This is a genomic window from Streptomyces sp. NPDC058877, from assembly GCF_042742855.1.
Classification (GTDB): domain Bacteria; phylum Actinomycetota; class Actinomycetes; order Streptomycetales; family Streptomycetaceae; genus Streptomyces.
This window is the reverse complement of sequence record NZ_JBHYMF010000096.1, coordinates 1-26368: the sequence shown is the minus strand read 5'-3', so window position 1 is coordinate 26368 and position 26368 is coordinate 1. Positions and strand designations below refer to the sequence as shown.

Genomic DNA, 26368 nt, shown 5'->3' with positions numbered 1-26368 from the left:
GGACGGGCGGGAGGCGGCGGGCGGGCCGTGCGGGGCTCGGGGAAGCACCCGGAACCGGGAGCGGGCGGGGCGGGAGGACGGGCCCCGTGCGGCGACTCCGCGGGCCCGGGGCCCGGGGCTCAGATCCGGTCCAGCACCTTCGTCAGCAGCTCGCCCATCCGCGCCGCCGAGTCGCGCCCCGCCTGGAGCACTTCCTCGTGGTTCAGCGGCTCGCCGGAGAGCCCCGCCGCCAGGTTGGTGACGAGGGAGATGCCGAGGACCTCGGCGCCGGCCTCACGGGCCGCGACGGCCTCCAGGACGGTGGACATGCCGACGAGGTCGCCGCCGAGGACGCGGACCATGTTGATCTCGGCCGGGGTCTCGTAGTGCGGGCCGGGGAACTGGACGTAGACGCCTTCCTCCAGCGTCTCGTCGACCTGCTTGCACAGGGCGCGCAGCCGCGGCGAGTACAGGTCCGTCAGGTCGACGAAGTTCGCGCCGACGATCGGGGAGGCGGCCGTCAGGTTGATGTGGTCGCTGATCAGGACCGGCTGGCCGGGGCGCATGCCCTCGCGGAGGCCGCCGCAGCCGTTGGTGAGGATGACGGTCTTGCAGCCGGCGGCGACGGCGGTGCGGACGCCGTGGGCGACGGAGGCGACGCCCCGCCCCTCGTAGAAGTGGGTGCGGCCGAGGAAGACCAGAGCGCGCTTCTCACCGATCTTGTACGAGCGGATCTTTCCGCCGTGGCCCTCGACGGCCGGCGGCGGGAAGCCCGGGAGCTCGGTCACCGGGAACTCCGCATCCGGGGAGCCCAGGGCGTCGACGGCCGGGGCCCAGCCGGAGCCCATGACCAGGGCGACGTCGTGGTTCTCGACGCCGGTCAGCTCGCGAAGACGTGCGGCAGCGGCCTCGGCGGCCTCGTACGGGGTGGCAGTTGCGTTCACTGACTCTCTCGCCTCGGGGAGGGGGGTCCGAGGGGAACCCCGGACTGATTTGGTACGCGAAGCAGCGTAGCCGGAGAATTCCTACGCGCGTAGATGACGATACTGACGGACATGCGATCGTTGTCTTGTCGTTTCCGACGAACACGGGCGCCGGGCCCCCGGGACGGATCAACAGGGGCGCTTGCGCAGCTCCATCACGTAGTCGTGCGGGGCGCCCGCCGACTCGGCCGCATCGGCGACTTCGCCCAGGTAGCGGGCGGACGGCAGGCCGCCCTCGTAGGCGTTGAGGACGTAGACCCAGGCCGGTTCCTCGCCGTCCAGGGTGTGCACCCGCACCCGCATCCGCCGGTAGACGTCGAGGCCCACGCCCTCCCAGCGGTCCAGGGAGTCCTCGTCCATCGGCGCGACGTCGTACAGCGCCACGAAGACCTGGGAGCGTGGGGCCTCCACGATGGTGGCCAGCGCCCCCTCCCAGCCCATCTGCTCCCCGCCGAAGGTCAGCCGCCAGCCGTTCAGCCAGCCGGTGCCGCGCAGCGGCGAGTGCGGTGCGCGGCGGCTCATCAGTCGTGCGTCGAGGTTGCCGGCGAAAGCGGCGTAGAGCGACATGGGACCGAGGGTACGGGAGCGCCCGGAGCGTCCGGCGGGCACCGGGGCGGGACCCGCACGGGGATCCGGGGCGCCGTCCGCGCCCCTCCCGCACCCGCCGAACGTCCTGTGCACGCCCTTTTGCACCCCCTTGAGGGGCCCCGGCGCGAGACCGCGCCGGACGTGCGGGAGAATGGGGTACGCACTTGAAGCGTGCGGGACAATGGCGTACGCACTGCATCCCAGCGGGGGGACCCCCCGGCAGAACGAGAGCGCGAGGCGTAGATCCCAGTGACCCGGATCGTGATCATCGGCGGCGGACCCGGCGGATACGAGGCGGCCCTGGTGGGCGCCCAACTCGGCGCGGAGGTGACCGTCGTCGACTGCGACGGCCTCGGCGGCGCGTCCGTCCTGACCGACTGCGTTCCCTCGAAGACCCTGATCGCCACCGCCGAGGTGATGACCACCTTCGACTCCTCCTACGAGGAGCTGGGCATCATCGTCGCGGACGACACGCCGCACATCGAGCAGGCCGCCCGGGTCGTCGGCGTGGACCTCGGCAAGGTGAACCGACGGGTGAAGCGCCTGGCGCTCGCCCAGTCCCACGACATCACCGCCTCCGTGACCCGGGCCGGCGCCCGGGTGCTGCGCGGTCGCGGCCGGCTCTCCGGCCGGCAGGCCGTGGACGGCTCCCGCCAGGTGGTCGTCACCGCCGCCGACGGCTCCGAGGAGACGCTCACCGCCGACGCGGTCCTGATCGCGACCGGCGCCCACCCGCGCGAGGTGCCGGACGCCAAGCCGGACGGCGAGCGCATCCTGAACTGGACCCAGGTCTACGACCTCAAGGAGCTCCCCGAGGAGCTCATCGTGGTCGGCTCCGGCGTCACCGGCGCCGAGTTCGCCGGCGCCTACCAGGCGCTCGGCTCACGGGTCACCCTGGTCTCCTCCCGCGACCGGGTCCTCCCGGGGGAGGACCCGGACGCCGCCGCCGTCCTGGAGGACGTCTTCCGGCGCCGCGGCATGAACGTCATGGCCCGCTCCCGAGCCGAGTCCGCGAAGCGGGTCGGCGACCGGGTCGAGGTCACCCTCTCGGACGGCCGGGTCATCTCCGGCACCCACTGCCTGATGGCGGTCGGTGCGATCCCGAACTCGGCCGGAATGGGACTGGAGGAGGCGGGCGTCAAACTGAAGGACTCCGGTCACATCTGGACCGACAAGGTCTCCCGCACGAGCGCCCCCGGCGTCTACGCGGCGGGCGACGTCACGGGCGTCTTCGCGCTCGCCTCGGTCGCCGCCATGCAGGGCCGGATCGCGATGTACCACTTCCTCGGCGACGCGGTGGCCCCGCTCAACCTGAAGACGGTCTCCTCCAACGTCTTCACCGACCCCGAGATCGCCACCGTCGGCTACACCCAGGCCGACGTGGACGCGGGCAAGATCGACGCCAAGGTGGTCAAGCTGCCGCTGCTGCGCAACCCCCGCGCGAAGATGCAGGGCATCCGGGACGGCTTCGTGAAGATCTTCTGCCGCCCGGGCACCGGCATCGTGGTCGGCGGTTGTGTCGTCGCGCCGAAGGCGAGCGAACTGATCCATCCGATCTCGATCGCGGTTGACAACAATCTGACGGTCGAACAGATCGCAAATGCTTTCACCGTGTACCCCTCCCTGTCGGGCTCGATCGCGGAAGTGGCACGGCAGTTGCACACCCGAAAGGCGACCGGCGAGGCCTGAGGCCCCGCGGCCTCCCGTCCCCCGCCTGCGGGAACGGTTCACCGACCAGGACAACCCCCGGCAAGCCGGGGCATAGAACGATCAACGGCGGGGCCTTCCATACCACATGGAGGCCCCGTTCATGCGCTTTTTCTGCAATTCGGCCCATAGCGCTGAAAAGTATCGGCCGTTCACGTTACTGTCAGTTTCGTGTTCGCTGCAGAACGTCGTCAGTTGATCCTAGAAATGGTGCGCGCCAACGGAGCCGTGTCGCTCCGCGAGCTCGCCCGCGTCGTCCAGACCTCAGAGGTGACCGTACGGAGAGACGTACGGGCCCTTGAGGCAGAAGGACTCCTCGACCGCCGTCACGGCGGTGCGGTGTTGCCGGGTGGATTCACGCGAGAATCCGGCTTCCCGCAGAAATCCCATCTCGCGACCGCGGAGAAGACGGCCATCGCCGACGTCGCCGCGAGCCTCGTCGAAGAAGGCGAGGCCGTCGTCGTCGGCGCCGGGACGACCACGCAGGAGCTGGCCCGTCGGCTCGCCCGGGTCCCCGGGCTGACCGTGGTCACCAACTCCCTGCTCGTCGCCCAGGCCCTCGCCCACGCCAACCGCGTCGAGGTCGTCATGACCGGAGGCACCCTGCGCGGTTCCAACTACGCCCTGGTGGGCAGCGGGGCCGAGCAGTCGCTCCAGGGGCTCCGGGTCTCCCGGGCCTTCCTCTCCGGTAGCGGCCTCACCGCCGAGCGCGGGCTCTCCACGTCCAACATGCTCTCCGCGAGCGTGGACCGGGCGCTCGTCCAGGCGGCGGCCGAGGTCGTGGTCCTCGCCGACCACACCAAGCTCGGCTCCGACACCATGTTCCAGACCGTGCCCACGGACGTCATCACCCGCCTGGTGACCGACGAGCCCCCGGCCCATGACGAGCGGGCCGCCACCGAGCTTCAGGCCCTCGCCGACCAGGGGGTCCAGATCGCCGTCGCGGGTACGGGCACGGGCGCCGGGCCCATCGGTGGTGAGCAGGTCCCTCCGGGTGCCCGGCCCCGCCGTGACGTGCCGCTGCCTGTCCAGAGGGGGAGGATGGCGGCCGGTCAGTTCCGTGGACCGGGTGGTGGAATGGCCGCGGAGACGATGGAGCGCACGGCCCGGGTCGCGGACATGCGCCGCCGCTGACGTCACCCGAGGGACCCTCCCCCAGGGGTCCCACGCCGATCCGGCGGTGTTCGTGCGCCCGTGGCTCAGCCCTTGAGCCCCCGTAGCGTCAGCGCGAGCAGGCGGTCCGCCAACTCCGGGTCCTCCGGACAGCCTTCCGCTGCCAGTGCGATCGCATTGGTCAGCTGCATCAGGTCGCCGATCGACACGTCGGTCCGCACCTGCCCCGCCTCCTGGGCCCGTTCGAGCAGACGCCGGCCCGCCGAGTGCAGCGGCTCGCTGCACCGCGCCAGCGCCGAACTCCGGTCGTGCGAGGCGGACATCAGCGCGTGCGCGAGCCCCCGGTACTCGCCGGCATGGGCGATCAGCGCCCGCAGCCATTCCACCAGCGCCCGGCAGGGCGCGTCCGCCCCGGCCAGTTCCCGAGAACGGTCGAGCAGTTCCGCCAGCGCCTCCTGGAAGACCGCGTTCAGCAGCTCGGCCCGGGTGGGGAAGTGGCGGTAGAGGGTGCCGATCCCGACGCCCGCGCGGCGCGCGACCTCCTCCAGGGGGGCGTCCGCACCCTGTTCCGCGAAGGCGGCGCGGGCCGCGGCGAGCAGTCGTTCGTGGTTGCGGCGTGCATCGGCGCGCATGGTGCGGGGCCTCCCCTCGACGGAGGGCCCGCAGGCTGTTGCCTGCGGGCCCTCCGTACCGTACTGGGTGGAACTCGGTCGAGCGTCAGTCCTTGATGTCGCAGATGGTGGCGCCGGAGGTGACGGAGGCGCCGATCTCGGCGGTCAGGCCCTTGACGGTGCCCGAGCGGTGGGCGTTGAGGGGCTGCTCCATCTTCATGGCCTCCAGGACGACGATCAGGTCGCCCTCCTTGACCTCCTGGCCCTCCTCGACCGCGACCTTCACGATCGTGCCCTGCATCGGCGAGGCGAGGGTGTCGCCCGACGCGGTCGGGCCCGACTTCTTCGCCGCGCGACGCTTCGGCTTGGCGCCGGCCGCCAGACCGGTGCGGGCCAGGGACATGCCGAGCGACGACGGCAGGGAGACCTCGAGGCGCTTGCCGCCGACCTCGACGACGATGGTCTCGCGACCCGCCTCGTCCTCCTCGGCCTCGCCACCGGCCGGGGCGAACGGCTTGATCTCGTTGACGAACTCCGTCTCGATCCACCGGGTGTGGACCCGGAACGGGTCGGCGGTGAACGCGGGGTCGACGACGACGGCCCGGTGGAACGGGATGGCGGTGGCCATGCCCTCGACCTTGAACTCGGCCAGGGCGCGTGCCGCGCGCTGCAGCGCCTGCTCGCGGGTCGCGCCGGTGATGACCAGCTTGGCCAGGAGGGAGTCCCAGGCCGGGCCGATCACGCTGCCGGACTCGACGCCCGCGTCCAGACGGACGCCGGGGCCGGTCGGCGGGGTGAACTGGGTGACCGTGCCGGGCGCCGGCAGGAAGTTGCGGCCCGGGTCCTCGCCGTTGATGCGGAACTCGAAGGAGTGACCCCGGATCTCCGGGTCCCCGTAACCGAGCTCCTCGCCGTCGGCGATGCGGAACATCTCGCGGACCAGGTCGATGCCGGTGACCTCTTCGGTGACCGGGTGCTCGACCTGCAGACGGGTGTTGACCTCCAGGAAGGAGATCGTGCCGTCCAGGCCGACCAGGAACTCGACGGTGCCGGCGCCGACGTACCCGGCCTCCTTGAGGATCGCCTTCGACGCCGCGTACAGCTCCGCGTTCTGCGCCTCCGTCAGGAACGGCGCCGGAGCCTCCTCGACCAGCTTCTGGTGCCGGCGCTGCAGCGAGCAGTCACGCGTCGAGACCACGACCACGTTGCCGTGCTGGTCGGCCAGGCACTGCGTCTCCACGTGCCGCGGCTTGTCCAGGTAGCGCTCGACGAAGCACTCGCCGCGGCCGAAGGCGGCCACGGCCTCGCGGACGGCGGAGTCGTACAGCTCCGGGACCTCTTCCAGCGTCCGCGCGACCTTCAGGCCGCGCCCGCCGCCGCCGAACGCCGCCTTGATGGCGATCGGCAGCCCGTTCTCCTTCGCGAACGCCACGACCTCGTCCGCACCCGACACCGGGTCCGGGGTGCCCGCCACCAGCGGGGCACCGGCACGCTGGGCGATGTGCCGGGCGGCGACCTTGTCGCCCAGGTCCCGGATCGCCTGCGGCGGCGGACCGATCCAGGTCAGGCCCGCGTCCAGCACCGCCTGCGCGAACTCCGCGTTCTCCGACAGGAACCCGTAACCCGGGTGCACCGCGTCCGCGCCGGAGTCCTTCGCAGCCTGCAGCACCTTGGCCATGTCCAGATAGCTGGTGGCCGGGGTGTCACCGCCCAGCGCGAACGCCTCATCGGCCGCCCGGACGTGCAGGGCGTCCCGGTCCGGATCGGCGTACACGGCAACGCTGCCGATGCCCGCGTCCCGGCACGCCCGGGCCACACGGACAGCGATTTCGCCACGGTTGGCGATGAGCACCTTGCGCACGATGGCTCCCTCCTTGAAACAAGCTGAGTTTAGGGACTGCCGACACGGCCCTTCGACCCGTCCCCAATGGTGAGCTTGCCCACACGGAGCGTGACCCCGGGCCTGCTCGGGTCGTGAATTCCCTTGTCGCACCACGGTACGCAGGGTTCCTTTACGGCACAGTAGCTCCGAGGTGTGGCGCAGGTCTCTGTTCGTGCAGCCAGGGGCTGTTCGGGTTTCTTTGTGGAGTCCCTACGAATGGCCCAATGATTCTTTGCCGGGCCGTCCCCCGTTGTCCGGCGTGTGCGAACCCTTGTCCGACGGTTTACCGACCAGTAGCCTTCGCGCAATCGATCGTACTGTCGGTAACAGGGGAATACAGGGGGTGGCCGAAGTGGCCCGCAGACCGATAGCCCTCGTCACGGCCGCGGTGCTCTTCCTCGAAGCGCCCGGCATCGTCGCCGTCAACGCGGTGATGGCCGGCTTCGTGGAGGCCCAGTCGATGTCCCTGGACGGCATGGACCCCGAGGCGATGGTCGCCGGCACCTGGGGGCTCGGCATCGGCTCCGGCCTCGCCCTCCTCCTCTGCTCCCTGGTGGCCCTCCTCGCCGGCGTCCGCGACCGCCGCCCCGGCCGCTTCGGCCGTGCGCTCCTCATCGGCTGCGCGGTCGTCCACGGCCTCCTCGGCGCGGTCGCCGTCGGCCTCCTCGGCTGGGCCGCCTTCGCCTTCCTGGTGACCGTGCTCGGGCTGCTGATCCTCACCCTGGTGGCGTACGCCGAGGACGCCGACGCCCCCGGGGAGGCGCCGACGCCCGCGTAGCGACCGCGGGGTCAGACCCAGAGGTCCGTGATCTCCACGTTCAGCTTGCGCAGCAGCCCGCGGAGCAGCGGCAGGGACAGGCCGATCACATTGCCCGGGTCACCGTCGATGCCGTCGATGAACGGGGCCGACCGACCGTCCAGCGTGAACGCACCCGCCACGTGCAGCGGTTCGCCGCTCGCCACGTACGCCGCGATCTCCTCGTCCGTCGGCCGGCCGAAGCGGACGACGGTGGAGGCGGTCGCCGACTCGAAGCGCTTGGCGGTCGTGTCGTAGACGCAGTGACCGGTCTGGAGGATGCCGACCCGGCCGCGCATCGCCTTCCAGCGGGCGATGGCCTCCTCGGCGTCGGCCGGCTTGCCGAGGGCTTGCTTGTCCAGCTCCAGGACCGAGTCACAGCCGATGACCAGGGCGCCGAACACCTCGGGCCGGGCGGCGACATGGGCGGCCTTCGCCTCCGCGAGGGCGAGTGCGAGCTCCGCCGGGGTCGGGGCGTGGACCTTGTCCTCGTCGACGCCGCTCACGATCACCTCGGGAGAGAGTCCGGCCTGCCGGAGCAGACCGAGTCGGGCGGGAGAGGCGGAGGCGAGCACGACACGGCGCGGATCAGCAGTCATGGGGGAAGCGTAGCCAGTGCGGGGGCCGTTCCCGTCGAATCCCCGGCGCACGGGCGTCCCCGCTCGGCCGCGGCCGGGTCCGGGCCCGCCTCCGCACGCGAAGGGGCCTCAGCGCACGCTGGCCACGAACATCCCCACCACCATCGCCACGGCCAGCAGCACACCCGCGCGACGGAGCATCGCCTGCATCTCGCGCATGAACTTCGGCGGCTGATTCTCTGGATCCGACCACAGCATGCCCTGATCCTGCGACCGGAAGCGGCGGAGCGCCTGAGTACGGATACTCAACTCCACCGCCGCCGGGGGACCATTCACGGGGCACCGGCCCCCGCCCCCGCCACGACGACGGGGGCCGGACCCCGCACAGGGAGTCCGGCCCCCGTCCCGCGAGGACTACACGGGCCAGTACGACCGCGCCCAGGCCCGCGGGCCCGGCCGGTGTCGCACCGCCCGTGCGATGCGGGAGGGGTCCGACCATCCCTCCGGTACCGCCGGACCGTCGCCCCCGGCGGGCGCCGCCGTGGCCGCGGCCCGGGCCTGGACGACCGCCAGTGCGGCGGCCAGCTCCTCCGGGGTCGGATTTCCTCGTACGACCTTGATCATGTCGACTGCTCCTTGAGGGTCCGGAGGGTCACAGCGGGATGTTGCCGTGCTTCTTCGGGGGCAGCGACTCCCGCTTCGTGCGGAGTTGACGCAGCCCCTTCACGATCTGCGGGCGGGTGTCCGACGGCAGGATCACGCCGTCGATGTAGCCGCGCTCGGCCGCCGTGTACGGGTTCAGCAGGGTGTCCTCGTACTCCCGGATCAGCCGGGCGCGCTCCGCCTCCTGGTCCTCCGCCTCGGCGATGGTGCGCCGGTGCAGGATGTTCACCGCGCCCTGCGCGCCCATCACGGCGATCTGCGCCGTCGGCCACGCCAGGTTCAGGTCGGCGCCCAGGTGCTTGGAGCCCATGACGTCGTACGCGCCGCCGAAGGCCTTCCGGGTGATGACCGTGATCAGCGGGACCGTCGCCTCCGCGTAGGCGTAGATCAGCTTCGCGCCGCGCCGGATGATGCCGCCGTACTCCTGGTCCACGCCCGGCAGGAAGCCCGGCACGTCCACGAAGGTGAGCACCGGGACGTTGAAGGCGTCGCAGGTGCGGACGAACCGCGCGGCCTTCTCCGAGGCGTTGATGTCCAGACAACCCGCGAACTGCATCGGCTGGTTGGCGACGATCCCGACCGGGAAGCCCTCGACCCGGCCGAAGCCGGTCACGATGTTCGGTGCGAACAGCGCCTGGGTCTCCAGGAACTCGCCGTCGTCGAGGACGTGCTCGATGACCCGGTGCATGTCGTACGGCTGGTTCGCCGAGTCCGGGATCAGCGAGTCGAGCTCGCGGTCCTCGTCGGTCGCCTCGGTCTCCGCGACCTCCGGGAAGGCCGGGGGCTCGGAAAGGTTGTTCGACGGGAGGTACGACAGAAGGGACTTGACGTACTCGATCGCGTCCTTCTCGTCCCCCGACATGTGGTGCGCCACGCCCGAGGTCGAGTTGTGCGTCCGGGCGCCGCCCAGCTCCTCGAAGCCCACGTCCTCGCCGGTCACCGTCTTGATGACGTCCGGACCCGTGATGAACATGTGCGAGGTCTGGTCCACCATCACGGTGAAGTCGGTGATCGCGGGGGAGTACACCGCACCGCCCGCGCACGGACCGACGATCAGGGAGATCTGCGGGATCACCCCGGAGGCGTGGGTGTTGCGGCGGAAGATCTCGCCGTACATGCCGAGCGCGCTCACGCCCTCCTGGATGCGGGCGCCACCGGAGTCGTTGATCCCGATGACCGGGCAGCCCGTCTTCAGCGCGAAGTCCATCACCTTGATGATCTTCTGGCCGTAGGTCTCGCCGAGCGCACCGCCGAAGACCGTGAAGTCCTGCGAGAACACGGCGACCGGACGCCCGTCCACCGTGCCGTAGCCGGTGACGACGCCGTCTCCGTACGGCCGGTTCTTCTCCAGGCCGAAGTTCGTCGAGCGGTGCCGTGCCAGCTCGTCGAGCTCCACGAAGGAGCCCTCGTCGAGGAGGAGGGCGATCCGCTCGCGCGCGGTCAGCTTCCCCTTCGCGTGCTGCTTCTCCACCGCGCGCTCAGAGCCGGCGTGCGTGGCCTCGTCGATACGGCGCCTGAGGTCCGCGATCTTGCCCGCGGTCGTGTGAATGTCGATCTCGTACTGCTCTGCCGGCTCGGACATCGGGATGCGGCTCCCTGCCTGGTCACGGGGGGTTCGTTGACTACGAATGGGCTACTGCTGGCCTACTGACCCGTAGCGTATCGACGCCGATACGGTTCGGCACTGCGGTCTTTGCCACACCTAGTCTGGCTTGCATGACGTCCTCCCAAGGCTCCGGCGGGCCGTGGTCCGACCTCGACCGGCCCCCGCTCAACGCCACCGCACTGCGCCGCGCCCTCGTCCTCCCCGACGGCCTCTGGACCTCCCTCGACGTGGTCCCCACCACCGGCTCCACCAACAGCGACCTCGCCGCCCGGGCCGATGAACTACCCGAAGGGGCGGTGCTGGTCGCGGAGGAGCAGAGCTCCGGCCGGGGCCGCCTCGACCGCACCTGGACCGCCCCCGCCCGCTCCGGGCTCTTCCTCTCGGTCCTCCTCAAGCCACAGGTGCCGGTCCACCGCTGGGGTTGGCTCCCGCTGCTCACCGGAGTGGCCGCCGCCACCGGCCTCGCCAGGGCCGCCGGCGTCGACACGTCCCTCAAGTGGCCCAACGACCTCCTGGTTTCCGTCGCGGGCGAGGAACGCAAGGCCGGCGGCATCCTCGCCGAGCGGGCCGGCGCGGACGCCATCGTCGTCGGACTCGGCATCAACGTCACCCTCCGCGAGGACGAGCTGCCCGTCCCCACGGCCGGCTCCCTCCTCCTCGCCGGCGCGGCCTCCACCGACCGCGACACCCTCCTGCGGGCCGTCCTACGCTCCCTGGAGCAGTGGTACGGCGACTGGGTGCGGGCCGACGGCGACCCCGCCGACTCGGGCCTCCAGGCCGCCTACGCGGCCGGCTGCGCCACCCTGGGCCGTCGCGTCCGCGCCGAGCTGCCCGGCGAGCGCATGCTGGAGGGCGAAGCCGTCGCCCTGGACGGCGACGGCCGGCTCGTGGTCGCCACCGAGGGCGGCGGCACCGAAGCGGTCGGCGCGGGCGACATCGTCCACCTGCGTGCCCCCGCCTGACGCCCTCCGCGATGCGGGACGCCGCCCCGGAGCAGCCCGTGCACGACCCGGGGCGGCGACGCACCGTCGGGCCCCGGACACGGGGCGGAACGGCTGGTCGTTCAGGCGTGAGCCATTCCACACCTGCCGTATCGTGGACCGCGATCCAGGCGACAGATCGGCAGGGCAAGTGGGCAGGGAACGGGCAGGAGGCGGCCGGTGACCGTCGACGACGCGAACACGGGCGGCCGGTCCGAGCCGGCCACGTACCCGACCCCCCACCACGAGGTCGACCACACGGCCGAGCCGACCGACGATCCCCTCGCGATCCGCCTCGAACAGCTCATCCTCGGCGCCGACCGCCGCTACACCCCCTTCCAGGCCGCCCGCACCGCGGGCGTCTCCATGGAGCTCGCCTCCCGCTTCTGGCGCGCCATGGGCTTCGCCGACATCGGCCAGGCCAAGGCGCTCACCGAAGCCGACGTCCTCGCCCTGCGGCGACTCGCCGGCCTCGTCGAGGCCGGGCTGCTCAGCGAGCCGATGGCCGTGCAGGTCGCCCGTTCCACCGGGCAGACCACCGCCCGACTGGCCGAGTGGCAGATCGACTCCTTCCTGGAGGGCCTCACCGAGCCGCCCGAGCCCGGCATGACCCGCACCGAGGTCACGTACCCGCTGGTCGAGCTGCTCCTGCCCGAGCTGGAGGAGTTCCTCATCTACGTGTGGCGCCGGCAGCTCGCCGCCGCCACCGGTCGGGTCGTGCAGGCCGCGGACGACGAGGAGATGGTCGACCGTCGGCTCGCTGTCGGCTTCGCCGACCTCGTCGGCTTCACCCGGCTCACCCGCCGCCTGGAGGAGGAGGAGCTCGGCGAACTCGTCGAGGCCTTCGAGACCACCTGCGCCGACCTGGTCGCCGCGCACGGCGGCCGGCTCATCAAGACCCTCGGCGACGAGGTGCTCTACTGCGCCGACGACCCGGGCACGGCCGCCGAGATCGCGCTCCGGCTCATCGAGACCCTCGGCCAGGACGAGACGATGCCCGCGCTGCGGGTCGGCATCGCCTTCGGCACCGTGACGACCCGGATGGGCGACGTCTTCGGCACCACCGTGAACCTGGCCAGCCGGCTCACCTCGATAGCCCCCAAGGACGCGGTCCTCGTCGACGGTGCGCTCGCGGAGGAGCTGACCAGGACCGGTGAGGCGCCCGCCTCGGAGACGGAGGCCGCCGAGGAGGCGGTGCGGGCCGAGAAGGAGGGCCGTCAGACGGCCACCTACCGCTTCGCGCTCCAGCCCATGTGGCAGCGGCCGGTCAGGGGCCTCGGGGTCGTCGAACCCTGGCTCCTGGGCCGCAGGCCGTCTTAAGATCCCCCGGTGAACGTCCGTTAACAGTCGTTGGCGGACCCCGATCGGGAGGGTGTGCGGTCATGTCCGAGCAGCGCTTTGGCGAGTTCGTGGTGGTCCGGAAGGACGGCCACGTCGCAGAACTGGTCCTCGACCGGCCCAAGGCCATGAACGCGGTCTCCTCCGAGATGGCCCGCTCCCTCGCCGCCGCCTGTGACGCGCTCGCCGTCGACCGGGACGTCCGCGTCACCGTCCTGAGCTCGTCGAACGACCGCGCCTTCTGTGTGGGCGCCGACCTGAAGGAGCGCAACTCCTTCACCGACGCCGAGCTCGTCCGTCAGCGCCCGACCGCCCGCGCCGCCTACACCGGCGTCCTGGAGCTGCCGATGCCGACCGTCGCGGCCGTGCACGGCTTCGCCCTCGGCGGCGGCTTCGAGCTGGCCCTCGCCTGCGACGTCATCGTGGCCGACGCGACCGCCGTCGTCGGCCTGCCCGAGGTCTCCGTGGGGGTGATCCCCGGTGGCGGCGGCACACAGCTGCTGCCGCGCCGGGTGGGGGCGGCGCGCGCCGCCGAGCTGGTCTTCACGGCCCGCCGGGTGGAGGCAGCCGAGGCGCGCGAGCTCGGTCTGGTGGACCTCCTGGAGGAGGACGCCCGCACGGCCGCCCTGGAGCTCGCCGGGCGGATCGCGGCCAACTCGCCGGTCGGCCTGCGCGCCGCGAAGAAGGCGATGCGGCTCGGGCAGGGCCTCGACCTGCGGGCCGGCCTGGAGGTCGAGGACGCGGCCTGGCGCTCGGTGGCCTTCTCGGGCGACCGGGCGGAGGGCGTGGCGGCCTTCAACGAGAAGCGGAAGCCGAACTGGCCCGGCGAGTGACCCCTGCGGGACCTCCTCCGTCCCCCGGACGCCGTTCACCGGTTTGCGTTATCTGTCACGTACGGTGACGTCTCGGAGGGGAAAAAGGATCAAACCTCCCTAAGCTGGAGGAATGGGTGAGGACGTGCGGCTTCGGGCCGTAGTGGCGCTGGCGCAGGGGATGGCGGCGGCGCACACTCCGCGCGAGTTCTGGCGGGCTGCTGCGCTCGGGGCCCGCGAGGGGCTCGACGGGAGCTTCGCCGCGCTGTCCGTCTGGGAGCGGGACCACGGTCGGCTCAAGGTCCTGGTCAATGCCGGTGAGCGGGCCGCGGGCGAGGAGGAGTTCCCGGACGCGGAGGCGTATCCGGTGCACCAGTTCCCCGAGATCACCGAGTTCCTGCACGAGCAGTGGGCGGGCGGCGGCGAACCGGACGCCTGGGTGGAGACCGCCGCCGACCCGCTGCCGACCGGCCGGGTGGTGGGTCTGCGGCGACGGGGACGCGGTTGTTGCGTGGTGGCCCCGATCGTGTTGCACGGGCGTGCCTGGGGTGAGCTGTACGTCGCCAGGCCGCCGGGGGAGAAACCTTTCACTCGGGCGGACGCGGACTTCGCGACCGTGCTGGCGGCGGTCGTCGCGGCCGGCATCGCCCAGGCCGAGCGGCTGGAGGAGGTCCGCAAGCTGGCCTTCACCGATCCGCTGACGGGGCTGGCCAACCGCCGGGCCGTCGACACCCGGCTGGACGAGGCCATCGAGAGCTACCGGGCCGACGGTTCCGTCGTGAGCCTCGTGGTCTGCGACCTGAACGGCCTCAAGCACGTCAACGACACCCATGGCCACGCCGTCGGCGACCGCCTCCTCGAACGCTTCGGTTCGGTCCTCTCCCGCTGTGGCGCCAGGCTCCCCGGCGCCCTCGCGGCCCGGTTGGGCGGCGACGAGTTCTGCCTCCTCGCCGTCGGCCCGACGGCGGACGAGGTGGTCGCGGTCGCCGAGGAACTGTGCGTCCGCGCGGCGGAACTGGAGCTCGGCGAGGGCGTGGCCTGCGGGGTGGCGTCCACCGGCGACCCCATCGGCCCCCTCAGGTCGGCCCGCCGCCTCTTCCGGCTCGCCGACGCCGCCCAGTACCAGGCCAAGGCCGACCGCTCGACGAAGCCCGTCGTCGCCGGCCGCGACGGAACGGTCATCCGCCTCGCCGACGCGCCCCCGGGCAGCCGGGACCGCCGCCGCTTCCGGGACGCACCGCCGGTGTAGCCGGTGCACGGCCGATGCGGGAGGGTCCGGGGCCGGGCCGGGGTTGGGCGTGCGGTCGGTCCACGGCCGGCGGACATGGCTTGCAACCGCGGCAGACGGTCGGTGCGGGGGCAGTGGGAGGTCGCCGGAGAAGGACGCACGCTCCACTCGGGCGCGCGGCAGCAGCGGGACGAGCACCGCGCCGGTACGGCGACGGAGTGCGCTTCAACGGCGCGTCGTCGGGGGCGATCGGCGTTCCGTCGCACGGAGGAGACCGCTCATGGCCCGGGTCGACCGCCTCGCGGAAGCAGTGGGCGGACGCCCGCTCGGCTCCGGCCCCGATGTCGAGTGGGCGGCGGTCGGGTCCCGCATCGGGATCGCGCTGCCCGCCGACTACCAGCGGTTCTGCGAGGTCTTCGGGTGCGGAGAGTTCTGCGCGCGCCCTTGGACCGGCCCGGACCGTCCGCGACGAGCACGCGAGCGACGGCCGGAATCAGCCGGTCGGCGCCTCGCGACGGGTGTACGCCCAGTAGCCCGCGGCCGTCAGCACGGCCGTGTAGCCGCAGAAGACAACCAAGGCGACCAGATTCGGCAGATCCGAACCCACCATCGCCCTCGCGAACGCCCGGTCGTCGCCCGCGAACGCCGACACGTCCGTCAGCATGGCCCGGCCCGCCGAGAAGGGCAGCCAGTCGGCCGCACCGCCGAGGCCCGGCACGTACCCCAGCAGCAGCCCTGCCAGGCGCTCCGCCAGCACCGGCCACAGGCACAGCACCACCACCGGCACGATGCGGTTCCGCATCAGTGCCACCAACGACATGCACAGCAGCGCCCAGCATCCCATCCACAGGACGAACCGCAGCACCGGCCACACGACCGCGCCCCACGTGGGCTGCGGCGCACCTGAGACAGCCAGCGTGACCGCCGCCGACACGCCGCCGACCAGCGCGCTCGTCGCGGCCACGGCGGCCCCCACCAGGAAGCCGACGGCGGACTTTGCCGCGTACGCCATGCGGCGGCCGTTGGCGGCCAGCCACGTGGTGCGGGCCGCACCACGCACCAGGTCCGTCGAGACCGGGCCCGTACCGAGGACCAGTACGAAGAAGCACAGCGTCGGGATCTGCGTCGTCAACGGGGCCCATGCCAACACATCGCCCATCGACGCCCCGCTCAACGGGCGCTCGCGGTCCAGATCGAACAGCAGGCCGGGCCCGGTCAGCAGGCTCAAGGCGGCCACCACACCCAGCAGCACCCAGGTGGAGCGCAGTCCGGCGAGGTGTCGCCACTCGTACCGGCACGCGTTGCGGAACGCCTCCCGGGGAGGCACCATCCGTGGGGCTGCCGTGGTGACGGGCGTCGTCGTGAGTGTCGTCACGAGATGCTGAACTCCTCTTCCGCGATGGACAGGTAGAAGTCCTCCAGTGAAGGAGACTCCTCCGAGAGCCAGTGCAGCGGGACGCCGCCCTCGGCCGCCAGAGCGCTGACCCGCACCCGGTCCAGGCCTGTGATGTGCGCGCTCGGCCCGCCCACCGGCTGGAGGCGCCCGCCGCGCTCGCGTACGAGACGCTCCAGACGCGGCAGGTCCGGGGTCTGCACGGTGACCACGCTGCGGGTGCTCACCCGGGACAGCAGGTCCGCCACCGGTGACGCCGCCGCAACCCGGCCTCGCGACAGCACCACCACGCGGTCCGCCAACTGCTCCATCTCGCCCAGCAGGTGGCTGGACACCATCACTGCCCGGCCCTCGGCCGCCTGCGCGCGCAGGAAGTCCCGCAGCCAGCGGATGGCGTGCGGATCGAGGCCGTTGGCCGGTTCGTCGAGAACGAGCACCGGCGGATTTCCGAGCAGCGCCTGCGCGATTCCGACGCGCTGTGCCATTCCCAGGGAAAGCTGGGAGAGCCGCAGCCCGGCTGCCCCTGCGAGGCCGACCGTTTCCAGCAGTTCGTCCACGCGGGCGTCCGGCGCACCGCACCCGGCGGCCACCATCCGCAGGTGCGCCCGGACGCGGTGTTTCGGGTGCCCGGCGATTCCGCCGAGCACGGCCCCGACGATCCGGCCCGGCGCGCCCCAGGCGTTCAGCGGACGGCCCAGGAAAAGGCTCTCGCCCTCTCCCCGAGCGAGGCCCAGCATCAGCCGGATCGTGGTCGTCTTCCCGGCACCGTTCGCGCCGACGAAACCGGTCACCTCGCCCGCGCGGAGCGTCAGCGACACCCCGTCGAGGACGGTCCTGCCGCCGAAGGCGTGCCGAAGGTCCCGGGCTTCGGCCAGCACGTCACCTGTTGGCACCGTCTGTTCCTCTCGTGGTCGGTTCGGAGAGCTCAGGACCAGGGAAAGCCCTCGTTGATCCCGAACAACACCGTGAACAGGGCGAGCAGCCCGAGCGGGATCAGGGCGAACGCGAGCTCGGGGCGCTCGCGCCGGGCGGTCTGCCAGACGAGAGCGACGAGCGGTCCCGTCAGGCCGGCGGCCATCAGGGCCCAGCCCGCTCCTGTGCTCCCGACGAGGTTGAACGCGATGAACGCGGCCAGGACGAACAGGGCGGGCGAGGCCCACAGATGCTTGATCGTCTGGGGTGCTTCAGTGGGAGCCATGGCTGTGTTCCCTTGCTAGCGGACCGGCGGTACGGCGCGCCGTCCGTGGAGCGTGGATACGACCGGGCGGCGGAGGCGGTGCCCCGGCGCCGGCGAGGCCGGTCACCGGGGCACCGCTCGCGCTGTCAGAACAGGCTGCGGATGTACGTGTACAGCTGGTACTGGACCTCGCCGCCGGCCGCGACCCAGGCGATGCGGACCGGGTGGTACCAGGGGAGGCCGTTCATGTAGCCGCGGAACTTGCCCCAGCCGGACTTGGCGGCGTTCACGGCGCCGCTGTAGATCTTGCCGCCGTGCTTCTTCAGCAGGTTGTACAGCCCCTTGGCGGCGCCCCCGACGATCCCCCGGGCCTCGACCCCCGACGCCGTGCCGTTTGCGACGGCCTGGAGCGCTCGGGCGTCCTCCGCCTTCAGTTCGGCCTTGAGGGCGGGGTTGGCCAGCAGGGCGCGGGCGTCGGAGGCCGACAGGGTCGGCTGCGAAGCGGCGGCCGGACGGGCGGTGTTGGCGGCTTCCGCCGCCTGGGCCAGGCTCGCGCCGGTGCCCAGGGACATGGCTGCGACCGCCGAAACGGCAGCCATACGCATCGTATTGCGGTTCACTGTAGAATCTTCCTTGCGTTCAATCGCAAGGGGAGGAAGCCCATGAGGGCGACCTGAACTGGCGTGGAAACCGAATGGTCCCCCTGTGGACTTCTTCCCCCGATTATCTTTTCCGGACAGCCGGATCCGGCCGCCCCGCGGCTGGTCGCGCCGCAGGCCACTTCGCCCATCTGTGAATGCACGAGTGGCCCCAGGGACGGCATTCCGGTCGCCCACCTCAATCCGGCTGGTCAGGCCGGAACTTGGTGCGCCGAGAAGCTAACACGCCGTTAAAGGTTTGGCCAATTTCTACTTTGCACCTGCAGGTGCGGGGTGCGGATCTTCGAGGCGTCCTCACGGAAGGCGCGGTCGCGGACGTGGTGGAGCCGGTTCTCGACCTTCCGGTGGCCGGGGATCCGGACGGCGAGTTCCTTGCCGGTGGCGGCGCCGGGCGGCAGGCTGGTGACCAGGTGGATCCCTCGACCGTCGGCTCGTCGGAGCTCAGGTCCCGCCTGTAGCGGACCACGTGAAGGGTTTGGCCGGCATGCGGGGGGCGAGGTGCGCGAACGCGGCGGTCTTCGGGCGGCGGATCCCGCGATGTCCTCGCGGGTCGGGCGCGTCGTTCAAGTGTGTCCGCAGGTCAGCGACAGTTCCCAGCGCGACGGGGCCAGGGGCGTCCCCCAGTCGTTCCGGGGAGGACGGCATGCGGGAAGACGGGTGGGCAGGCATGGACTTGCTCGGTACTCGCACGGATTCGACACCCGAGTGATCACGAGTGGCCATGCCTGCGCTGCTTCCAGGACCTGACATCGCCACAAGGCGGCAAGTCGTCACATCCCGCACTCGGCAGGCGAACCATCCGCCTCGGAACTTCTCAAAGTCCCTGCCTCAAGACGCCCGTGGTCGAGCGGCAAGGAGGGGTGGTGCTCGGGCAGCCCCTTGTGGTCGGTGGAGAGCCCCACGCCCCTGCCGACGGAACTTCCTGGATGTGCCGCATGTCACTTGACATTGCGAGTGGAAATCTCTCCATGGGTGCGATGGCGTGCCTGCGTGAGGAAGGCATCGATTATCTAGGGAGGGAAAACGGGATCCGAACGGGATATGGAGACCGTAGGGAGTGGTGCCCAGTGCGACAGAAAGGTGCTCCCGCCGGATCCTGCAGATTGGAGAGAAAGTGATGGCCATCTAGATTTTCGGCGAGGACACCTCCTCGCTCGCATGTTGGGCGGGAGCGGGCGAGATCTCAAAATCTGGTCAAGCTCTACGAGCAGATCAATAGTCCTGTCATGTAGATTCTTGAGGTGAATCGGGAACCGGGATCGAACCGGGGGGGGACTGTCTCCTACCTCTCGGCGTCCGCCTGTTCACGACCCGGGCCTGTAAGGCCCGACGCTGTAGAGTCGGTGGCATTCGGCGCTCAGGCGCATTTTTGGCGTTGCGCCGTACGCAATAATCCGGACGGGCTCCCGTGTGGTGGGGCGGATTGGATCTTTGTTTCCCATGAGAGTTTCCGAGCTGGCGCGTGACGCGGGATTGATCGAGCCGCGTCGCTACGTTGTCGATTGGGCGCGGGTGGAGTCAGAGCTTGGAACGGGCCTTCCGTCGGACTATAAGGACTTCGTCTACTGGTTCGGCCCCGGTAATTTCTCTGACTACTTCACGGTCAGTGTTCCCGGTGTGGAGAACTCTAATGTCGACTTCATGTCAAACGTGCGTGCCGAGTGGAACGCCTACAATGTGCGGAACGGTGTTGACGACCTGCCTCCCGTGCCCTTCCAATTCTTTCCCCAGCCGGGAGGGTGGTTGCCATTCCTTGTCACCGTCGAGGGGTGTGCGGTCTTCTGGGTCACGGAAGGCGACGACCCGGACCGCTGGACGATCGGCAGCCGGAACAGGATGTGGCGTCCGCAGTTTTTCGACGGCGGCTTCTCCGATTTCCTCCGGCAGGCCATTTGGGACACCATCGAGCTTGAGGCCATCCCGGAGTACGGTCACGAGCCGCCGTTGGCCTTCCGTTCAAATGATGGTTCATGGCGTGGTGGCGGCGGCACCCGCCTGGAGGCGTATGGCTGTTTCGAGGAGGCCTGACGTCCGTCGGCGACGTGTCTCGGACAGCCTCGACCGTGACGCTCGCGGCGTACGGTCCGGATGCCCACCGGGCCCGATCGCCCAGGTGTTCCGGGAGGCTCGTGGAGAGAGCGGGGCGGCGGGCGGAGGAAGGCGGCAAGCGGCAAGCGGTGGTGTAAGGGGTCGTCCGGCGGGCGACTAGTGACAGGTTGCTCTTCAGTCCGTAGGGTGCTGAATATGGATATGCACACCGTCGTCCTCGGCACGTCCGGCACCACCGCGCAGGACGTCATCGCCGTCGCCCGTCACGGGGCCCGCATCGAGCTGTCGGCCGAAGCCGTGCAGGCCCTGGCGGACTCCCGGGAGATCGTCGACGCCCTCGCCGCCAAGCCCGAGCCCGTCTACGGGGTCTCCACCGGCTTCGGCGCGCTCGCCACCCGGCACATCGGCCACGAGCTGCGCGCCCAGCTGCAGCGCAACATCGTTCGCTCGCACGCCGCCGGCATGGGGCCCCGCGTCGAGCGCGAGGTCGTGCGTGCCCTGATGTTCCTCCGGCTCAAGACCGTCGCCTCCGGCCACACCGGCGTCCGCCCCGAGGTCGCGCAGACCATGGCCGACGTCCTCAACGCCGGCATCACCCCCGTCGTGCACGAGTACGGCTCCCTCGGCTGCTCCGGCGACCTCGCCCCGCTCTCCCACTGCGCCCTCGCGCTGATGGGCGAAGGCGACGCCGAAGGCCCCGACGGCACGGTGAAGCCCGCCGGCGAGCTCCTCGCCGCCGCCGGCATCCAGCCCGTCGAGCTCAAGGAGAAGGAGGGCCTCGCCCTCCTCAACGGCACCGACGGCATGCTCGGCATGCTGATCATGGCCCTCGCCGACCTCGACACCCTCTACAAGTCGGCCGACGTCACCGCCGCGCTCTCCCTGGAAGCCCTCCTCGGCACCGAGAAGGTCCTCGAACCCGAGCTGCACGCCATCCGCCCCCACCCCGGCCAGGCCGCCTCCGCCGCCAACATGCTCGCCGTGCTCAAGGGGTCCGGCCTCACCGGCCACTTCCAGGCCGGCGAAGCCCCCCGCGTCCAGGACGCCTACTCGGTGCGCTGCGCCCCGCAGGTCGCCGGCGCCGGCCGCGACACCATGGCCCACGCCCGGCTCGTCGCCGAACGCGAGCTGGCCGCCGCCGTCGACAACCCGGTGGTGCTCCCCGACGGCCAGGTCCGCTCCAACGGCAACTTCCACGGCGCCCCCGTCGCCTACGTCCTCGACTTCCTCGCGATCGCCGCCGCCGACCTCGGCTCCATCGCCGAGCGCCGCACCGACCGGCTCCTCGACAAGAACCGCTCGCACGGCCTCCCGCCGTTCCTCGCCGACGACGCCGGCGTCGACTCCGGCCTGATGATCGCCCAGTACACGCAGGCCGCCCTGGTCAGCGAGATGAAGCGGCTCGCCGTCCCGGCCTCCGCCGACTCCATCCCCTCCTCCGCGATGCAGGAGGACCACGTCTCCATGGGCTGGTCCGCCGCCCGCAAGCTGCGCACCGCGATCGGCAACCTCAACCGGATCATCGCGGTCGAGATGTACGCCGCCACCCGCGGCATCGAACTCCGCGCGGGCCTCACCCCGGCGCCCGCCTCGCAGGCCGCCATCGCGGCCCTGCGCGCGGCCGGCGTCGAGGGCCCGGGCCCGGACCGCTTCCTCGCCCCCGACCTGGCCGCCGCCGACGCCTTCGTGCGCGAGGGCCGGCTGGTCGCCGCCGTCGAGCCGGTCACCGGACCGCTGGCGTAACGGCGGTACGCACGCGCGGAGGGGCCGGTCCCGAACCGGCCCCTTCCCGCGTACGCGGAGAGGCCCGTCAGAAGGCTCCCGCGTACGGGAGGTCCGTCAGAAGGCGCGGCCCCGGCGCCGCATCGCCAGTGCCACGAAACCGGCCCCGACCCCCAGGAATCCCGTCCCGCCGAGCAGGTACGGCGTGGTGCCCAGGCCTCCGGTTTCGGCGAGGCCGCCACCGTCTCCGGCGGGAGCGTTCCGGGTCACTCCGACCCCCGCCCCGCCCTGCTGGTCGATGGCGTTCGCGGACGGTACGAACCACAGGGCGCACAGCAGCGTCCCCGCGGCGACGGCGGTCAGCAGTGGGCGTCGGGTGGCGGACACGGAAATATCGATCCCCCTTGCGGAAACCGCGAATTGGCAGGTGGGCTGATGCTACGGAACACAGCGGGTCGCGGGAAAGTCGAGGGCCCCCGGACCCTACGCTCCGACCCATGAGCACACCGGAAACCACACGCTATGTTCGCCTTCGCGTCGATGTCGTCCTGGAGATCGACGGACCGACCGCGCTGGCCGAGGCCGCCGAGGCCCGGATCGACGCCGACGAGTTCATGCCCGAGGAAGAGCGGGTGCACGCCCGGGAAGCCGCGCGCGAGGACAGCGCCGAGGCCCTCGCCTACCTCGTCGAACCCTTCGACCTGATCCGTGACGTCCCCGGGATCGAGATGGTCCAGGCCTCCTGGAGCAGCGAAGAGATCGAATACGACCCCGATGCACTGGAGTGGGACCTCGGCGAGGAAGATGGGGCCGAGGAAGACGACGAACGGCCGTAGGGCCGGCATCCGACCCGTGCGCGGGCCCCGGGACGGCGTCCCGGGGCCCGCCCGCACCGGGCAGCCGCGGGAAGCGGTTGTCGGGCCCGCGGGCCCGGATGCGCGTGGTGTTCCCCGAAGAGCAGTGGCGTTCCCCACAAACCCTTCGGTCACGGAACCGGACGGGGTGTCATGGGCGTTCTTAGAAGAAGTTGGCAGGGAACCGGCGACGATGGAGAAGCGTGTGATGACGGTCGGCAAGCGCCGCAGGAGCCTGGCGGCCGCAGCCGCGGTGCTCAGCGGCGTACTCGTGCTCTCGGCGTGCAACGACGGGGACAAGGACACCGGCTCCTCCGGATCCCCGACGCCGCAGTCACAGGCCCAGGTCGACGAGGCGGCCGCCCAGAAGACCTCCAAGGCGCAGATCACCATCTCCCCGGAGAACGGCGCCCAGAACGCCTCCATCAACAACGACGCCAAGGTCACCGTGACCGAGGGCAAGCTCACCGAGGTCACCATGACCTCCGCCGAGGGCGATGAGGTCAAGGGCGAGATAGCGGCCGACGGCCTCAGCTGGAAGCCGTCCCAGTCGCTCAAGCGGGCCACGGTCTACAAGATCGCCGCTGCGGCCACGGACGCGGAGGGCCTGGAGGCCCACGAGAACTCCTCGTTCACCACCGTCTCCCAGGCGAACAGCTTCATCGGCAACTTCACCCCCGAGGACGGCTCCACCGTCGGCGTCGGCATGCCGGTCTCGATCAACTTCAACAAGGCGATCACCGACAAGAAGGCCGTCCAGGGCGGCATCACGGTCAGCTCCAGCTCGGGTCAGGAGGTCGTCGGGCACTGGTTCAACTCGACCCGCCTCGACTTCCGTCCCGACGCCTACTGGACCGCCGGCTCGACCGTCACGCTGAAGCTCGACCTCGACGGGGTCGAGGGCGCGGACGGCGTCTACGGCGTCCAGCAGAAGACCGTCACCTTCACGATCGGCCGCAGCCAGGTCTCCACCGTCGACGTCGCCGCCAAGACCATGACGGTCAAGCGGAACGGCCAGACGATCAAGACCATCCCGATCTCCGCCGGCTCCCCGGAGAACACCACCTACAACGGGCAGATGGTGATCTCCGAGAAGTTCAAGGAGACCCGGATGAACGGCGCCACCGTCGGCTTCACCGACGACGACGGCAAGGGCGAGTACGACATCAAGGACGTGCCGCACGCCATGCGGCTGTCCACCTCCGGCACCTTCATCCACGGCAACTACTGGGGTGCGCGGTCGATCTTCGGCAGCGTGAACACCAGCCACGGCTGCGTCGGCCTCGCCGACGTCAAGGGCGCCGGCGACCCGAACCAGACGGCGGCCTGGTTCTTCGACAACTCGATCATCGGTGACGTCGTGATCGTCAAGAACTCCAACGACAAGACGATCAAGCCCGACAACGGCCTCAACGGCTGGAACCTGAACTGGTCGGACTGGAAGGCCGGCTCGGCCCTCTGACCCCGCAGCCACGCACCGAAGGCCCCCTCCCACCGGAGGGGGCCTTCGCCGTCTTCCGCGGAAAGGAGCCCCGCCGCCCCCTCCCGCCTACTCCCGGACCTCCACGGGCTCGTCCACCCCCCACTGCGCGAGCAGCCGCAAGGAATCCGCCGACGGCGTCCCCGGCTCCGCGTGGTAGGTCACCAGCGCCAGGTCCGGATCGGAACCGGACACCTTCAGCGTCTCGTACGCCAGCGTCATCTCGCCCACCAGCGGATGCCGCAACCGCTTCGTCCCGTGGCCCTTGTCCGTGACCGTGTGGGCCGCCCACAAGGAGCGGAACTCCTCGCTCTTCACCGACAACTCGCCCACCAGTGCGAGCAACCGCTGATCGTCCGGATAGCACCCCGCGTACAACCGCAGCACGCTCACGACCTCCGTCGCCTTGCACTCCCAGTCCACGTAGAGGTCGCGTGCGTTCGGATCGAGGAAGACCACCCGGGCCATGTTCCGCTCGTGCGGCTCCCAGGCGGAGAAGTCACCGAGCAGCGCCCGGGCCATCCGGTTCCAGGCCAGCACGTCGAGACGACGGCCCATGACCACCGCCGGCACGGCGTCCATCGAGTCGATCAGGTGCACGAGCCCCGGCCGCACCTGCTGCGGACGCCCGATCGCGGCCCGCTGCCGCTTCTTCACCGTCGGCTTCGCCAGATGCGTCAGATGCGCCCGCTCGGTGTCACTCAGCCGCAGGGCCCGCGCGATCGCATCGAGGACCTCCAGCGACACGTTCTGCCCGTGGCCCTGTTCGAGCCGGGTGTAGTACGCCACCGAAACCCCGGCCAGCTGCGCCAGCTCCTCCCGACGCAGGCCCGGTACCCGCCGGTGCCGCCCGAACTCGGGCAGGCCCACGTCCCGCGGCTTCAGCCGGGCCCGGCGCGAGCGCAGGAATTCACTGAGTTCGGCACTGAGGTCCATACCGCCCCATTATCGCCGCCCGGTACCGTGGACGGACGCGTGATCCTGACCCTGTCGGTGGTAGGCACGCCGGACATAGGCAGAGCAGGTGGCTGGGTGGATCCACCGCCCTCCGGCAGGCTTGCCGACATGACCACGAACGTGACCACCGTCCCCGCCTACGCGGCACCCGCCGCCAACGCCCCGCTGGAGCGCACCACCGTGCCGCGCCGGCCCGTCGGCGAGCACGACGTCCTGATCGAGATCAAGTACGCCGGCATCTGCCACTCCGACATCCACCAGGCCACCAACGGCTGGGGCGAGGGCATCTTCCCGATGGTCCCCGGCCACGAGATCGCCGGAATCGTCGCCGAGGTCGGCCCCGGCGTGACGAAGTTCCAGGTCGGCGACCGCGTCGGCGTCGGCTGCTTCGTGGACTCCTGCCGTGAGTGCACCTACTGCCAGCGCGGCCTGGAGCAGTACTGCGTCACCGGAGGCACCGGCACGTACAACACGATCGACAAGAACGGCGAGCCGACCTACGGCGGCTACTCCACCCACATCGTCGTCGACGAGAACTACACCCTGCACATCCCGGAGGGCATCGGCCTCGACGAGGCCGCCCCGCTGCTCTGCGCCGGGATCACCCTCTACTCGCCGCTCGTCCACTGGCAGGCGGGCCCCGGCAAGAAGGTCGCGATCGTCGGCCTCGGCGGCCTCGGCCACATGGGCGTCAAGATCGCCCATGCGCTCGGTGCCGAGGTCACCGTCCTCAGCCAGTCGCTGAAGAAGCAGGAGGACGGCCTCAAGCTGGGCGCCGACCACTTCCACGCGACCTCCGACCCGGAGACCTTCACCCGGCTCGCCGGCACCTTCGACCTGGTGATCTCCACGGTCTCGGCACCGCTCGACTTCAACGCCTACCTGAGCCTGGTCAAGACGGACGGCGCCCTGGTGAACGTCGGCGCCCCCGAGGAGCCCGTCAAGATCGGCCTCTTCTCGCTCATCGGCGGTCGCAAGACCCTCGCCGGCTCGATGATCGGGGGCATCGCCGAGACCCAGGAGATGCTCGACTTCTGCGCCGAGCACGGCCTGGGCGCCGAGATCGAGCTGATCCGCGCCGACCAGATCAACGAGGCCTACGAGCGGATCGTCCACAGCGACGTCCGCTACCGCTTCGTGATCGACACGGCCACCATCTGACCGCACCACCCGCACCACCCGCACCGGTGCACGGGGCACGCGGATGCGAAGG

The 26368-nt window shown here is 71.0% G+C and carries 26 protein-coding genes; 12 read left to right on the top strand and 14 right to left on the bottom strand.

What is annotated here, in order from left to right; all coding sequences use genetic code 11:
• Nucleotides 1-119 precede the first annotated feature (119 nt).
• Nucleotides 120-923 carry a purine-nucleoside phosphorylase gene (locus ACFW2Y_RS22035; RefSeq protein ID WP_384881752.1) on the bottom strand — a complete coding sequence of 268 codons (804 nt, stop codon included), beginning with the start codon at nt 921-923 and terminating at the stop codon, nt 120-122.
• A 168-nt stretch (nt 924-1091) separates the two neighbouring features.
• Nucleotides 1092-1529: a gamma-glutamylcyclotransferase gene (locus ACFW2Y_RS22030; RefSeq protein WP_384881749.1), complete on the bottom strand. Its 438-nt coding sequence runs from the start codon at nt 1527-1529 to the stop codon at nt 1092-1094.
• A gap of 270 nt (nt 1530-1799) precedes the next feature.
• Between ACFW2Y_RS22030 and ACFW2Y_RS22025 the strand changes: the two genes are divergently transcribed.
• Entirely contained in the window at nt 1800-3239 is a 1440-nt protein-coding gene (locus ACFW2Y_RS22025) for an NAD(P)H-quinone dehydrogenase (RefSeq protein ID WP_384881746.1), read from the top strand.
• Nucleotides 3240-3464: 225 nt separating this feature from the next.
• Complete coding sequence (locus tag ACFW2Y_RS22020; protein WP_384881761.1) at nt 3465-4391, top strand: DeoR/GlpR family DNA-binding transcription regulator; 927 nt, start codon at nt 3465-3467, stop codon at nt 4389-4391.
• Between the two features lie 65 nt (nt 4392-4456).
• On the opposite strand, the gene ACFW2Y_RS22015 is transcribed toward ACFW2Y_RS22020, so the two are convergent.
• Nucleotides 4457-5002, bottom strand: coding sequence for a TetR/AcrR family transcriptional regulator (locus tag ACFW2Y_RS22015; protein WP_384881743.1), 546 nt, complete (start codon nt 5000-5002; stop codon nt 4457-4459).
• A gap of 85 nt (nt 5003-5087) precedes the next feature.
• Complete coding sequence (locus tag ACFW2Y_RS22010; RefSeq protein WP_384881740.1) at nt 5088-6842, bottom strand: acetyl/propionyl/methylcrotonyl-CoA carboxylase subunit alpha; 1755 nt, start codon at nt 6840-6842, stop codon at nt 5088-5090.
• A gap of 373 nt (nt 6843-7215) precedes the next feature.
• On the opposite strand from ACFW2Y_RS22010, the gene ACFW2Y_RS22005 reads away from it, so the two are divergent.
• Nucleotides 7216-7641 (top strand): hypothetical protein, encoded by a 426-nt coding sequence (locus tag ACFW2Y_RS22005; RefSeq protein WP_384881737.1) that lies wholly within the window; start codon nt 7216-7218, stop codon nt 7639-7641.
• 11 nt (nt 7642-7652) lie between these two features.
• On the opposite strand, the gene ACFW2Y_RS22000 is transcribed toward ACFW2Y_RS22005, so the two are convergent.
• The 4 genes from ACFW2Y_RS22000 to ACFW2Y_RS21985 form a co-directional block, all read right to left on the bottom strand.
• Entirely contained in the window at nt 7653-8258 is a 606-nt protein-coding gene (locus ACFW2Y_RS22000; RefSeq protein ID WP_384881734.1) for a nucleoside triphosphate pyrophosphatase, read from the bottom strand.
• Between the two features lie 108 nt (nt 8259-8366).
• Nucleotides 8367-8495, bottom strand: coding sequence for a morphogenic membrane protein MmpB (gene mmpB / locus ACFW2Y_RS21995; RefSeq protein ID WP_384881758.1), 129 nt, complete (start codon nt 8493-8495; stop codon nt 8367-8369).
• A 156-nt stretch (nt 8496-8651) separates the two neighbouring features.
• Entirely contained in the window at nt 8652-8861 is a 210-nt protein-coding gene (locus ACFW2Y_RS21990) for an acyl-CoA carboxylase subunit epsilon (RefSeq protein WP_384881731.1), read from the bottom strand.
• Nucleotides 8862-8889: 28 nt separating this feature from the next.
• Nucleotides 8890-10482, bottom strand: coding sequence for an acyl-CoA carboxylase subunit beta (locus ACFW2Y_RS21985; RefSeq protein WP_384881728.1), 1593 nt, complete (start codon nt 10480-10482; stop codon nt 8890-8892).
• A 134-nt stretch (nt 10483-10616) separates the two neighbouring features.
• On the opposite strand from ACFW2Y_RS21985, the gene ACFW2Y_RS21980 reads away from it, so the two are divergent.
• From ACFW2Y_RS21980 to ACFW2Y_RS21965, 4 genes are all read left to right on the top strand, one after another.
• Nucleotides 10617-11468 carry a biotin--[acetyl-CoA-carboxylase] ligase gene (locus ACFW2Y_RS21980; RefSeq protein WP_384881725.1) on the top strand — a complete coding sequence of 284 codons (852 nt, stop codon included), beginning with the start codon at nt 10617-10619 and terminating at the stop codon, nt 11466-11468.
• A gap of 198 nt (nt 11469-11666) precedes the next feature.
• Complete coding sequence (locus tag ACFW2Y_RS21975) at nt 11667-12806, top strand: adenylate/guanylate cyclase domain-containing protein (RefSeq protein WP_384881722.1); 1140 nt, start codon at nt 11667-11669, stop codon at nt 12804-12806.
• Between the two features lie 62 nt (nt 12807-12868).
• Nucleotides 12869-13657 (top strand): enoyl-CoA hydratase/isomerase family protein, encoded by a 789-nt coding sequence (locus ACFW2Y_RS21970; protein ID WP_384881719.1) that lies wholly within the window; start codon nt 12869-12871, stop codon nt 13655-13657.
• Between the two features lie 112 nt (nt 13658-13769).
• The gene (locus ACFW2Y_RS21965) at nt 13770-14885 is read left to right on the top strand and encodes a diguanylate cyclase domain-containing protein (protein ID WP_384881716.1); all 1116 of its coding nucleotides are present in this window, start codon (nt 13770-13772) and stop codon (nt 14883-14885) included.
• Nucleotides 14886-15357: 472 nt separating this feature from the next.
• Here the strand turns inward: ACFW2Y_RS21965 and ACFW2Y_RS21960 are convergent, their stop codons facing one another.
• The 4 genes from ACFW2Y_RS21960 to ACFW2Y_RS21945 form a co-directional block, all read right to left on the bottom strand.
• Nucleotides 15358-16239, bottom strand: a complete 882-nt coding sequence (locus ACFW2Y_RS21960) for a hypothetical protein (RefSeq protein ID WP_384881713.1) — start codon at nt 16237-16239, stop codon at nt 15358-15360.
• The gene (locus tag ACFW2Y_RS21955) at nt 16236-17150 is read right to left on the bottom strand and encodes an ABC transporter ATP-binding protein (RefSeq protein ID WP_384881710.1); all 915 of its coding nucleotides are present in this window, start codon (nt 17148-17150) and stop codon (nt 16236-16238) included. The genes ACFW2Y_RS21960 and ACFW2Y_RS21955 overlap by 4 nt, the downstream gene beginning before the upstream one ends.
• A 32-nt stretch (nt 17151-17182) precedes the next feature.
• Nucleotides 17183-17455: a hypothetical protein gene (locus ACFW2Y_RS21950; protein ID WP_384881707.1), complete on the bottom strand. Its 273-nt coding sequence runs from the start codon at nt 17453-17455 to the stop codon at nt 17183-17185.
• A 125-nt stretch (nt 17456-17580) separates the two neighbouring features.
• Nucleotides 17581-18033 (bottom strand): hypothetical protein, encoded by a 453-nt coding sequence (locus ACFW2Y_RS21945; protein ID WP_384881704.1) that lies wholly within the window; start codon nt 18031-18033, stop codon nt 17581-17583.
• A gap of 1500 nt (nt 18034-19533) precedes the next feature.
• Here ACFW2Y_RS21945 and ACFW2Y_RS21940 point away from each other — a divergent pair.
• Both ACFW2Y_RS21940 and hutH read left to right on the top strand, forming a co-directional pair.
• A complete protein-coding gene (locus ACFW2Y_RS21940; RefSeq protein WP_384881701.1) occupies nt 19534-20121 on the top strand; it encodes a hypothetical protein in 588 nt (195 codons plus the stop codon).
• A 222-nt stretch (nt 20122-20343) separates the two neighbouring features.
• Nucleotides 20344-21885 carry a histidine ammonia-lyase gene (gene hutH, locus ACFW2Y_RS21935; RefSeq protein ID WP_384881755.1) on the top strand — a complete coding sequence of 514 codons (1542 nt, stop codon included), beginning with the start codon at nt 20344-20346 and terminating at the stop codon, nt 21883-21885.
• Nucleotides 21886-21981: 96 nt separating this feature from the next.
• Here the strand turns inward: hutH and ACFW2Y_RS21930 are convergent, their stop codons facing one another.
• A complete protein-coding gene (locus tag ACFW2Y_RS21930; protein WP_384881698.1) occupies nt 21982-22251 on the bottom strand; it encodes a hypothetical protein in 270 nt (89 codons plus the stop codon).
• Nucleotides 22252-22361: 110 nt separating this feature from the next.
• Here ACFW2Y_RS21930 and ACFW2Y_RS21925 point away from each other — a divergent pair, with 110 nt between their 5' ends.
• Both ACFW2Y_RS21925 and ACFW2Y_RS21920 read left to right on the top strand, forming a co-directional pair.
• Complete coding sequence (locus tag ACFW2Y_RS21925; RefSeq protein WP_384881696.1) at nt 22362-22700, top strand: hypothetical protein; 339 nt, start codon at nt 22362-22364, stop codon at nt 22698-22700.
• Nucleotides 22701-22911: 211 nt separating this feature from the next.
• Nucleotides 22912-24180 carry an Ig-like domain-containing protein gene (locus ACFW2Y_RS21920; protein WP_384881695.1) on the top strand — a complete coding sequence of 423 codons (1269 nt, stop codon included), beginning with the start codon at nt 22912-22914 and terminating at the stop codon, nt 24178-24180.
• A gap of 87 nt (nt 24181-24267) precedes the next feature.
• Here the strand turns inward: ACFW2Y_RS21920 and ACFW2Y_RS21915 are convergent, their stop codons facing one another.
• Nucleotides 24268-25134: a helix-turn-helix domain-containing protein gene (locus tag ACFW2Y_RS21915; RefSeq protein ID WP_384881692.1), complete on the bottom strand. Its 867-nt coding sequence runs from the start codon at nt 25132-25134 to the stop codon at nt 24268-24270.
• A 129-nt stretch (nt 25135-25263) separates the two neighbouring features.
• Here ACFW2Y_RS21915 and ACFW2Y_RS21910 point away from each other — a divergent pair, with 129 nt between their 5' ends.
• Complete coding sequence (locus ACFW2Y_RS21910; RefSeq protein WP_384881689.1) at nt 25264-26316, top strand: NAD(P)-dependent alcohol dehydrogenase; 1053 nt, start codon at nt 25264-25266, stop codon at nt 26314-26316.
• The last annotated feature ends 52 nt before the right edge of the window (nt 26317-26368 follow it).